This window comes from Oribacterium sp. oral taxon 108 str. F0425 (assembly GCF_000214455.1).
In the GTDB taxonomy this organism is placed as follows: Bacteria; Bacillota; Clostridia; order Lachnospirales; family Lachnospiraceae; genus Oribacterium; species Oribacterium asaccharolyticum.
Genome location: NZ_AFIH01000001.1, coordinates 155391 through 167776, shown reverse-complemented (window position 1 = coordinate 167776; position 12386 = coordinate 155391). Strand labels below are relative to the sequence as shown.

At 45.5% G+C, this 12386-nt stretch carries 6 protein-coding genes; all 6 read right to left on the bottom strand.

The window, feature by feature from the left end; genetic code table 11:
* Window positions 1-97: 97 nt before the first annotated feature.
* Window positions 98-2590 carry a Cna B-type domain-containing protein gene (locus tag HMPREF9124_RS00785; protein ID WP_009429183.1) on the bottom strand — a complete coding sequence of 831 codons (2493 nt, stop codon included), beginning with the start codon at window positions 2588-2590 and terminating at the stop codon, window positions 98-100.
* Between the two features lie 123 nt (window positions 2591-2713).
* Complete coding sequence (gene clpB / locus HMPREF9124_RS00780) at window positions 2714-5302, bottom strand: ATP-dependent chaperone ClpB (protein ID WP_009429811.1); 2589 nt, start codon at window positions 5300-5302, stop codon at window positions 2714-2716.
* Window positions 5303-5489: 187 nt separating this feature from the next.
* Window positions 5490-8912 (bottom strand): TIM-barrel domain-containing protein, encoded by a 3423-nt coding sequence (locus HMPREF9124_RS00775; RefSeq protein ID WP_009428103.1) that lies wholly within the window; start codon window positions 8910-8912, stop codon window positions 5490-5492.
* A gap of 52 nt (window positions 8913-8964) precedes the next feature.
* Entirely contained in the window at window positions 8965-9804 is an 840-nt protein-coding gene (locus tag HMPREF9124_RS00770; protein ID WP_009428211.1) for a carbohydrate ABC transporter permease, read from the bottom strand.
* Between the two features lie 11 nt (window positions 9805-9815).
* Complete coding sequence (locus tag HMPREF9124_RS00765; protein WP_009428468.1) at window positions 9816-10754, bottom strand: carbohydrate ABC transporter permease; 939 nt, start codon at window positions 10752-10754, stop codon at window positions 9816-9818.
* Between the two features lie 182 nt (window positions 10755-10936).
* Window positions 10937-12271, bottom strand: a complete 1335-nt coding sequence (locus tag HMPREF9124_RS00760) for an extracellular solute-binding protein (RefSeq protein ID WP_009428829.1) — start codon at window positions 12269-12271, stop codon at window positions 10937-10939.
* Window positions 12272-12386: the final 115 nt, after the last annotated feature.

Here is a 12386-nt window from a genome sequence, read left to right as displayed (position 1 = left end):
GCAAATATCTTTTACAATTTGAATATTTTGCATAAATTCATTTTATACTGTCTATACTCTACTACAGTTTATTGAACTATACGACTTATGCCAAAGCTTAAAATTCTCTCTTTTTAAAAATAAAATTCTTAAAAGAAAGGCTCCCTAAGGAGAGTACACTCAGTGCAAACAGAATACCGTAGAGCTTCATTGCAGACTGATCGGCAGTCTTTGTAGCGCCACGTCCACTGCCCTTTACTTCCGGCCTGTTTTCTCCGAGAACGGCCCCCTCTCTTTCCGTGTTCACCGTTTGATTTCCTACTGAAGGACGGTCCGCACCAAGTACACTACCCGGTTCTTCCGGAGTGTTGGAAGGCGGATTGGACGGATTTCTCGGCGTATTGCCGGAGGGCGTTCCGGGCGTATTGCCGCCACCGCCCGGTGTATTCGGTCTATTTCCACCACCACCCGGTGTGTTCGGTGTATTGCCGCCACCACCCGGTGTATTCGGATTTTCCTTCGTATTTACAAAGACGTTCTTGTAGCCGTTTTTTTCTTTATCGGCTCTGCTTGCTGTATAACCGGATAAATTCTCCTCTGTTACCGTATATTTGATTTCCTTTCCGGCATCATTATACTTCGGCATATCAAAGGTATACTGCCATCCGTTCTGCGCCGTTAAGTAGGCGGAAGAAACACGCACATCGTCCGCATAGAGCTGTACGGTCAGGCCCTGCGGATGTTCTCCGCTTCCCTTCCAGATTTTCGTCACAGGGATAGCCACACGGTCTCCGGTATAGTTTGTGATGGTGAATCCTGTATCTTCTGTTCCGGAAATTGCCGGAGTAAAGTCGGAAAGATCTTCCTCCGCTACAGTATAGCGAATATCCGCACCCGCAGAATCCTTCTTCGGAAGATTCGAGAAAGATGCCGTCCAGTGATTCTCTTCGGAAAGCTCCTGTACCTTGTTTTCATTCTTTACGCCGTTTTCCAGAAGATAAACCTTTACCTTGTTCGGCTTCTGTACGGATGATCCTCCGAGAATCCATTTCTTTTGAATAACAATATTGCCGCTTGCGGGCTTATCCTCGCCCTCTTTTTTATTGACAAATACCTTGGTTACCGTAGCACCATCCGTGATAGAGGTCTTCAAGTCCTCTTTGGTAATGTACTGCTCGTTCTCATCCAGAACATACCCGTCCGGTGCCTTGACCTCTTTGATCACATACTCTTCCCGAACGACATTCTTTAATTCTGCAATTCCGTTTACATCGGTAGTGACTTCTTTCTTGATTTTGGTTCTGGTATTTTCGATGGTGAATTTCGCTCCGGAAAGAGGCTGTCTATCTTCATTTTCCTTCTTAATTCGAAGGGTGAAGCCCTTACCGTTCAACGTTCCACCGGCTTTCTGTACGGCAAACTCTCTATGGTGCGTTCCCATTCTGATGCTGTCCCCGGTAATGGAAGCATCATTGTAATAGGTAGTGCCGTCCTGCGGAACCTCACCGATTTCCACGAAATACTGTAACTCTATGCCTTCTCCCAGACCCATATCTCCTACGGTATAGTCAAAGGATCTCTTATCGGGAGCATAATGTAAGGAAACCCTTTCTCCTCCTGCAGGTTGATTGTTATTCTGCGGGTTCATGAGAGCCCACTTCGGTCCCCGATTGGCTTCCGTGTCATCCGTTGCCGTGTGGAAAACATAATTGCTGTCACGATAGCCCGATCTCCAAACGCCTCTTACGAGCCTCGGATAAAATTGATCCGCATCCGAAGCATTTTTCCAGTTCATGGAACGGGTAGGATCGCTCGGATCCACATAGTTGAACACTTCGCTGATCAGCTTGTCATAAAGCTTAATATTCGTGTATTTTTCGGAAACGACTCCGTCTGTTGTAAGCTTTCTTCCATTCACTTGAATATAAAAGTGAAGTAAGTAGTGGGTAAGCCCGTCGGCATCCTCGTAGGTTTCAATCTTTCCACCGTGATTCTTCCAGAAGCTGGGCTCCGCATCCTTCGTTACCCCCTGGTAATCCATATCTACCGAAGCAACAACCTTACCGTTAATCGTAATATTAACGGGAACGCGCTGCTTGGTTTGCACTACAGACCGGTCAATCTGAACCAGGAAGGTGAAGCTTCCATCCGATCCGCTGTAGTTTTCGGCATTTTTGGTGTACGTGATGGTAATCCGCTTGGTGCCTCTGTCAAAATGTGCATTCGCCATAACGAGTCCGTCATCGTTTTTGATTGGAACATCTTCGTTCTCGGCCGCTTCCAAGGCATCCGGAAGTTGAATGACGGTATAGTCTCCCTCACTTACCGCCTTCCCGGAAAGCGCCAGCTTCACCTTTAATGCAAACTGGGTAAAATAATAAATCTTCGTATTCGCATCAACAGGCTTGTTATCCAGCGTCATTTCCACGCTCCGCACAGCATCAGGAATTTCCTTTGCTGCAGCTCTACTCTCTCCCCCTACCGCGGAAGAAGATAAGGAAACTGTACTTCCCGAAGCAGTGGAGGCATCTTCCGCATTAACCACGGAAAATCCCTGCCAAAGCATCACCACGGAAAGCAGTAACGCCAGCAAATTTCGTTTTGCTTTCATTTTCTTCTCCTTTTTGTGAATTTACGTTTATCGGCTACAGCTTGGTATTCTAACATAAAAATTTTTATTTAAAAATATAAACATTAAGAGAAAATAGGAGAATTTTAAAAAAGAGGTCAAGTCTTAAGACTTGACCTCTGCGTGCAGTTCTCCATTTTTAAGTAGAATTTCAATTTTATCGCCTTCTTTTACCTTGTCTTCCAAGATGCACTTTGCGGCAAGGGTTTCCACGTGTTTTTGCATGTAACGCTTCAAGGGTCTTGCTCCAAAGCCCGGCTCATAGGCATTTTCCAAAATGAACTCCAAGGCATCTTTCGCAATCTCGATGTGCAGTCTCTTATCCTGTAAACGCTTATTGATGTCCTTTAAAACAAGATCAGCAATTCGCTCCATATCCTTCTGCACAAGCGGCTTAAAGAGGATAATCTCATCCAGACGGTTCAGGAACTCCGGTCTGAAGTGGGCATGCAAGGCATCTGTAACCTCTTTCCGTACCTCTTCCGGAATCGTACCGTCTTCTTTGATGCCGTCCAGAAGACTCTGTGCCCCGATATTCGAGGTCAGGATAATAATGGTATTCTTAAAGTCTACCGTCCTGCCCTGGGAATCCGTGATTCGTCCGTCATCCAACACCTGTAATAGAATGTTGAAGACATCGGGGTGGGCTTTCTCGATTTCATCGAAAAGCACAACGGCATAGGGCTTTCTTCTTACCGCTTCCGTAAGCTGTCCGCCCTCTTCGTAGCCTACATAGCCGGGAGCCGCACCGATAAGACGGGATACGGAATATTTCTCCATGTACTCCGACATATCGATTCTGACCATGGCATTTTCATCATCGAAAAGATTCTGCGCAAGGGACTTCGCAAGCTCGGTCTTTCCTACACCGGTAGGCCCTAAGAAGAGGAAGGAGCCGATCGGCTTCGTAGGATCCTTTATACCCGCCTTCGAACGAAGAATGGCTTCGCAAACCTTCTCTACCGCTTCTTCCTGTCCGATGAGTCTCTTGTGGATTTCGGCGTCAAGGTGCAATACCTTCGAACGCTCGGATTCATTCAGCTTTGTTACGGGAATGCCCGTCCAACGGCTGATGATTCTCGCAATTTCTTCCTCTGTTACCTTATCATGCACAAGCGTACTGTTTTCTTCCTTTTGCGCTAAGGCTTCCGCCTCTTCCAGTTCCTTTTCGACTTGGGGCAAATCCTGATACTGCAGCTTGGAAGCCTTCTCGTACTCTCCCTTTTGCATTGCAATATTGATTTCCGCCTGCAAATCGTTCTTCTTTTCTCTTAAAGTCTGCAGTTTGGAAACGGCATTTTTCTCATTTTCCCACTGCGCCTTTTGGACATTGAACTTATCCCGAAGCTCGGAAAGCTCCTTTTGCAGAGCTACGAGTCTTTCCTTCGAAAGCTGGTCGTCCTCTTTTTTCAGCGCAAGCTCTTCAATCTGCAGCTGCATAATCTTTCTCTGCTGCTCGTCCATTTCTTCCGGCATGGAATCCATTTCCGTCTTAATCATGGCACAGGCCTCATCCACAAGGTCTATTGCCTTATCCGGAAGGAAACGGTCGGAGATGTAACGGTCGGAAAGCGTCGCCGCCGCAACGAGTGCGGTATCCGTGATTTTTACGCCGTGGAAGACTTCATAGCGCTCCTTTATACCTCTTAAGATGGAAATGGTATCTTCCACCGTCGGCTCGTCCACCATAACCGGCTGGAAACGACGTTCAAGAGCGGCATCCTTTTCAATGTATTTTCTATATTCATCGAGGGTTGTCGCACCGATACAGTGCAGCTCGCCTCTGGCAAGAAGCGGCTTCAACAGATTTCCGGCGTCCATGGAACCCTCGGTTTTTCCTGCGCCGACGATATTGTGAATTTCATCGATAAAGAGGATAATCTCGCCTTCGGACTTTGTGACATCATCCAGAACTGCCTTCAGTCTTTCTTCAAATTCTCCTCTGTACTTTGCACCGGCAATGAGAGAGCCCATATCGAGCGCAAAGATTTTCTTATTCTTCAAAGATTCGGGCACATCGCCTTTTGCAATTCGCTGTGCGAGCCCCTCTACTGCTGCCGTCTTTCCGACACCGGGTTCTCCGATTAAACAGGGGTTATTCTTCTGCTTTCGGGAGAGGATTCGGATAATGTTTCGGATTTCTTCATCCCGACCGATAATCGGGTCGAACTTCTGCTGACTTGCCCGCTCCACCATTTCATATCCGTATTTGTTTAAGGCATCATAAGTGCCTTCCGGGTTATCCGTCATAACCTTCTGATTTCCCCGAACGGAGGAGAGCGCAGAAAGGAACTTCTCCTTGGTGATGCCGAACTCTTTAAACAGCTCCCGAATCGTCTTATCTCCGTCCTTTAGAAGGGCAAGGAAAATATGCTCTACGGACACATACTCGTCTCCCATGGCTTTCGCGTGATCCTCCGCATTCATGACGACCTTATTCGCGTCCTGGGAAAAGTACTGCTGGCCTCCGGAAACCTTGGGAAGTGCATTGATTTTCTCTTCCACCGCTCTTGTAAAGCTATCCAGCGGAATACCCATTTTCTGTAGAAGCTTCGCAATCAGGCTGTCCTCCACTTGAAGAAGGCTTAAGAGCAAATGCACCTGCTCCAGTGCCTGATTCCCGTGATCCATCGCAATCTTCTGGCTGTTATTGATACTCTCTACCGACTTTTGTGTAAAACGATTTATATTCATACTCACTACCTCACTTTTTCTCTAAGATAAGTCTATTATAAACGTATTGTTAGCACTGTCAAGTGATGAGTGCTAATTTATTGTGAAAAGTCTGTGAAAACTAAAGTCTGTGAAATCTAAACTGTTTGAGCAGAGAAGTACACTTCAAAAAAAGCGACAGCTTTCGCCATCGCTTTACTTTATCGTTTTACGAAACCGTAATGACAATATCCTCTTCCGGCATAAGTCGAATTACGAGAGCTCCGTCTTCTCTAAGGAAGAATCCCGCCTCATAGCGGAGGGCATTTACGGAAGGAAGCTTCTTTAAGGGTTCTCCGTTCAGTCGAATTTCGCAACAATTCTTTTTTGCCTCCTTCTCTTTCAAGAAATCGGCCAAACCGGGAAGAAGGAGATAAGAAAACTCTTTCATTTTATGCATAACAATCTCCCAATCTCCCTCTTTTTTCCGGAAGAAATAAGGCAAAGCGGAATCCTCCTCGCTTGTATGACTCTCCGCTTCAGGAAGGGCTACAAGGAGTACTTTTTTCCTTTCGGCACTCATACTTTCTCCAAGATTCAAGTCTCCGTTTAGCTCTAAGGGAATGAAAGAGCCTTCCTTAATATATACCGGAATCTTCTCAATAGGCACTTTTTTTACATTACTCTTTCCCCCCTGCACAATCTCTCGAAAATCAAAGAAGTTGATCCATTTTCCTTTTGGAAAATAAATCTCCCGTTCCTCTTTTTCCTCATGGACAGGTGCCACCAAAAGGGATTTCCCATACATATATTCATCCTCAACGGCTATCGCTTTCTTATCCCCGGGGAAAGCCATAGGAAGCGATTGCATCATGGGCATTCCATCGCGGTGTGCTAGCTGAGCCGTCTGAACACTATAAGGTAAAAGATTCTCTCTCAGCCAAGCGTAATGTTTATAAAGCCTTACCGTATAGTCGCTATAAACCCAAGGCTCTCTAGGCTGTGTTCCGTGATAGCGCATAATCGGGCAAAATGTAGCAAATTCAGTCCATCGAATGTAGCTTTCCTCATCACAAAGTCCGTCATATCCGCCCGCGTCCACACCCCAGAATGGAAGACCGGAGGCTCCGGCGCTCAGTCCTCCATGAATAGAATAAGTAAGGCCTCTGAATCCGGATAACTGATCTCCGCCAAATTGACAGGCATAGCTTTGGGTTCCCGCTGCAGCAGACCGGGAGAAAAGAACATGATCTTCTCCTCGATACTTCAAAAACAGCTTTCGATAGGCTTCCGTATACGCCGTTGCATAGGCATTATGCATTTCATCGCCCTTACGGCCGTCATAAAATACTGCTTCATCCGGTGTGATTTCTCCGAAGTCCACCATTGTTCCGTCAAAGCCCGCATCCATCCTGTCTTTCCACTCCGCTTCCAAAAGCTCCATAGCACGCGGGTGAGAGAAATCAATTTCCGACGGGAGTTTTTTACTTCCTGTATAGAAGGGCGTCCTGGTAATCGGCAGCTCTTCCCTCGGACAGTTCGGTAAATACGCAGCAGCTTCCTCCTCTCCGATATGAGAAAACTGCCACGAAAATACACGGATTCCCCGCTGATGAGCAAAGTCAGCAATCTGATATAACTCTTCCTTATTATAGTGGTCTCCAAACTTCCATCCTGCGCCTTCCGCATACAAGCCGGAATGAGGGATATCCAGATTTTGGAAGCGGTTAATAACCCCTTCCATTTCCTTTACCACATCATGCGTGGGGCCATCTCCCCATCTGCCTACTCCGCCGCCTGCCCAGGGCTCAAAAACCCATTCCGGCGGAAGGAGCGGCTTCCCGGTAAGCTCCGTATAGGCATTCATATTTTCTGCAGGGCTTCCGGTAAATATCGTGAAGTCCGTTTTCTCTCCCATGGTAGAAACTCTTAAGCCATGATATTCTCTTCCGCTGTCCACTCGAATGCGATAAAAGCTGTTCATAAAAAGGGAGTATCCGGCTGTAGAATGGAGCAAAGGAATATTCTTGTAAGACTGATTTCCAATAGAGCAGCCACATCCTTCAAAGGCATCTCTATGCCAGAGACTCAGTATCTTTCCGCTCTGGTTCACCGCGTCAAAACGCTCTCCAAAGCCGTAGAGCATTTCTTCGGGATGCATGCTTTGTCGAAGGTCGAAGGCCATTCTCCCCTTAGTTCTATATAGTCGAAGATTTTCTTGATTTAATAAAAACTTATCCTCAATGGAAATTTCCCATTTCTTCCCCGGTACAATAGTCACTTCACCGGAAGAACCGCTGATTCGAAAGCAATCTTTCTCCCTTTCCAATTTAAAAGGTACCGGCACTCCCTCAAAATCGCCCTTTTTTTCAAGATAAAACCGTACCGCTTTTTTCTGTGGAATAAGGTAAGCTTTTTTCAGCTCTCCCTCCATAAGAAAGGAAAGGGTAACCCTATCTTCTCCCGCTTCAACACTCTCTAATGAAGAAAAAGACTTCCAATTCCCTTCATCCGCATTCCCCAGCGTGCCGTCCGCATACCACCAGGAGGTCAAGGTTCGAAGGTAAGAAATCAACTTATCCAGCGCTTTGCATGCCTCCTGAATCTCCTTTTTCCGTAGGGCTTCGTTGCACAGCCTTCTTTGTACCCAAGGATCAACTTTATCGAAGGCATTTTCACAACGAGCATTGGGGAAAAAGTCCAGCCCCTCCAAAATCAGAACATCCTGCCAACACTGTACCGTAACGATACGGTCCGCAAGATTCTCCTCTGTCGTTTCTTCCTCCGTTTTTTGCAAATCCAAAATCTTCTTCCTGCTAAGGGAACTTGGCCATTGCAACACTGCCGGCCTCTGCCAGTGCATAATTCCGCTGGGAAGGATAATGCAGGCACACTTGACGTACTCTACACTCGCCTTCTCTCCAAAATAACACTCCAGGAATGTTTCCGGGTCATAGTCAAATTTATTCTCATAATTGGAATTCAAATCCAAGGGCGTTAAAGCCAAAAGCTCATTGGTCTGATTTTTCTTTCTGTAGATTTGAAAACGGAAGCAATCCTTCTCATCCGGTATCCCACCGAATAGCGTCCAGGGGATTGCAAAGGAAGCTGTCCAGGAATCTTCTCTAACCTCAAGCCCAAGCTGATAGGCGGAATCCGGAATTTTGCCTATTTCAGCCTCATTTTTTTCCTGAAAATCATCATTTAAAATAGCCTGATCCCCACCGTGATAAGTCATTCCCTTTTCTGTATGAGCATCCTGCCTTCCATCCGAGTCTGCCGTAAAAACGGCATAGTCCCTCTGCCCGAACCGCTTTCCGGAAAGGACAAGCTCTACTTTATCTTTCCTCTTCATCCATTCCGATTCTCGAGTATTTCCATCCTTAAGCCGTAGAACTCTCGGGCTATTTTCATAGCAAGTTACTTTCACGTAAAGATTGCTTTTGTCCCACAGCATCTCGGCTTCCGTCTTGGAAAGAGTCGCTCTTCCGCCTGCACTGTAAAAAGTCTCAAAGTGTACGGCCTTCTCCCGGTCTGCTGCATTTTCCCGCTCAGAAAATCCCTTCACAGCCTTTCCCAAATAGACAGCCCCGATTCCATAGCTATTCTCTTTTTCTATGTCCATCTCTATTTCTCTACTTTCCCACTTCATGGTCTGTTCTCATCCTTCCATTATCCATTCTTTCTTTTCTATTCTTTCTTTTCTATTCTTTCACTGCGCCCTCGGTCAGGCCCTGCTTAATAAACTGTTTTTGGAAAAGGATAAACAGCAGTATATTGGGTAGAATCACGATGGTGCTTGCCGCAAACAGGCGTCCAAACTCCGTCGTGTGTTGCCCTCTAAAGAGTTGCAAAGCCACCGATAAGGTCCTCTTATTCATGGATTTTGTAAAGGTAAGAATATCAAAGAGATTGGACCAATAACCGTTTAGCGCAAAGACAACCTGGGTTGCAATAGCCGGCTTACTTAGGGGGATAATGCAATGCAGTAAAGTTTGCAGCCTTGATGCACCGTCAAGATACATGGACTCTTCCAGTTCTCTCGGTATGGCTTCAAAAAATCCTCTGTAAAAAAAGGTACTGCCGGCCGCGCAGGTTCCGCCCCAAAGTAACCATATTCCCTTATAATCATCGATGAGGTGCAGACCGTTCAGCACCGTGTATTGAGAAATCATCGCCAGCTGAGCAGGGATCATCATGGTTAATAACAGGATATTGAACAAAAATTCCTTTCCCGGAAATTTAAACTTGGCAAAGGAATAGGCCATGGTTACCGAAACAAACAGATTAATGAATACGCCTCCGGCCGTGACAATCACCGTGTTTAAAAAGTATGTTTGAAAATGACCGGAGAACCAGACCTTCACATAATTTTTAGTATAAAGCGGAAGCTTCGGAAGAATAATCGGTTCATTGGGAAGTACGCCCTTAACCTTCATAAAGGATGTGGATACCATGGATAAGAATGGCAGTAAGCTGATTGCACAGATCAAAATCAGAAGGATATGAACCAAGAGCTGTTCCATTGTCTGTTTCTTTTTCATTTTTATCCTCCTTACTCATCCTGACCGTAGCGCAGATACTTCTTTAAAAACATGGACAGGATGAAAACAACGCCTCCCATCACTAAGCCACAGGATGCGGCATAACCGAATTCAAAGTAATTAAACGCACGTCGATACACATAGTCCATAACCACATCGGTTGTGCCTATCGGATCTCCCTTTGTTAGCAGAAATACCTGGATAAAAATGTTCATCGCACCGTTAATCAGATTAATCAGCAAATAAAAAGTGGTGGCTTTCAAACCGGGAACCGTAATATACCAAAACATCTGTACATTGTTCGCACCATCCACCTTGGCAGCCTCATAACGGTCCATAGGAATTCCCTGGAGACCGGCCGTGTAGATAATCATAACCCAACCGAATCCCTTCCAAATGGAACAGAACCAAATGACAAAATTTGCCGTCCAGGTATTTTTCAGCCAGGAAACCGGCTGCTTCAGAATCCCGATGCTCGTCAAAATATAATTGACAAGGCTCCCGTTATCGGGCTGAAAGATATAATCTACAATATTACAGAAAACAACCCAGTCACAAATAACAGCGATATAAAGTAAAATTTTGTAGATATTTTTCCCAAAGCGCAGATTATGGATGAAGACCGCAACCAAGAGTCCTAAAATTAGCTGTCCGGGTACGGTAATCAGGATGGCAAGGATATTGTTTCGAAATGCCATCCAGAAAAAGTAGGCATCGGACCCTTTTACATGGATATCTGTAAAGATTTTCCTGTAATTGGCCAAACCCACAAACTCGTTTTTTGCTCCGGGCATAATGCTGTAATTGGTGAAGGATATATAGATATTTTTGATTTGCGGGTAGAGGACAAACAAAATAAAAAGCACGGTTCCAATCAATAAAAACGGAATAACCGAAATCCACTCTCTGATCCCTTTTTTAAATCGTCTTGAAAATGACTGTTCTCCCATTTCCCTACTTCTCCTGTCTAAGAACTTTTAAACGAGATATCGCACACTTTGTACACGATACTCGTTATGAAACAAAAATAGCGGAGATTTTTCTGAAAACGAGGTATCCGGCACTTTAGACCAATCTCTCGTTACAAGCAAAAGCTTTGTTCGAAAATTCCCCGCTATTTCACTAAGTTCAATTATTTATCCGCATCCTGAAGAAGTGCATCAATTTCCGTTGCCGCCTTCTTTAAAGCGGACGCCGGCTCATCCTCATGCAATAAGCAACTGGTAAAAGCAACTGTCAACTTGTCGGACATCTTTTCCCAAACCGGTGTCGGCGTTCTGGGTACGGCACCTTCCAACTGCTTCAAATAAATGTCCATATACGGTGTGTTTTTTACTTCTTCGCTTTCCGCAACCGATTTAACCGTCGGAACCAGATGTCCTCCGCCTACAGCTTGTGCGGTTTGTGCGTAATCACTCATCAAGAACTGCGCAAATACCCATGCAGCATCCTTGACTTTGCTGCCGTTAAAAATAACCAGGTCTTCCCCGCCATTTACCGTAAGAGAACCTGCACTGCCTGCCGGAAGAAGTCCTCCCTGAACCTTTGCAATCTGCTCTTCATCGTCATTCGCATAGAACCATGGTCCCTGATAAGAGAAGAGATACTGTCCGTCATACAGTCCGTTTGCCGCATCCGGCTTCCCTCCGTTCATACAGGGTCCAATAATTCCCTCGTCGTACCATTTCACAATGGTTTCCATCGCTTTGATACTTGCTTCCCCGTCTAAATAGCCGGAAGCTTTCGTATAATCTTCATTGGTATACACACCGCCCAGAGAATTAAACAGCGGCGCCATGGACCACGGGTTCGGACCTTCACAGGCAATCAGATACTGGTCTTTGTTCAGCTTATCCTTAAGAGCCACAACCTCGTCATAAGTCTTCGGAAAATCCTTTAAGCCCAACTGCTCCATCACTGCTTTACTCCAGGTACCGGAAAGGCAGTTGGTATTTAACGGAAGACCGTAATACTTCCCGTTATAATAATTGGTCTTCAGCGGTCCTTCAAAGAGCTTATCCTTCATCTCCTTAAAGCCCTCCAAATCGTCTACCGGTTCCAGTGCTCCCATCTTGGCGAGTTCCGGCACCCAGATAATATCCATTCTCATTAAATCCGGTCCGGTATTGCCGGAGATACCGGTAATGATTTGCTGCATCAAGCCGTCATAGGGCATTCTGACCGCATCAATATGGATTTTGGGATAACGCTTTTCAAATTCGGGAATAATCTGTTCCGTTAAAACTTCTTCTTCCGCATCCGAGTGCGTATGCCAATAGGTCACGGTTGCTTCTTCTCCATTGTAGGCAATCCCCTCTTCTGATGCTTTCTGCTCCTCTCCATCCGCTTTTTCCTGAAGAGAAGATGTCTCACTCTTTCCCGAATCGGTAGAAGTGCTTCCACAGCCAAAGAGTGCAGTCGTCGCAACAAGCGTTGCCATAATACTTGCTAAAACTTTCTTTTTCATTTCTCCTCCTTTTTATAAATGAATACTTTTTTATTTTTATTTTGCTTTTTCTCCTTATCTTAAGCAATGCCTTTTTTTTGTCTTGTTTGTGCGTTTTTTATATTTTTTAGTTTTA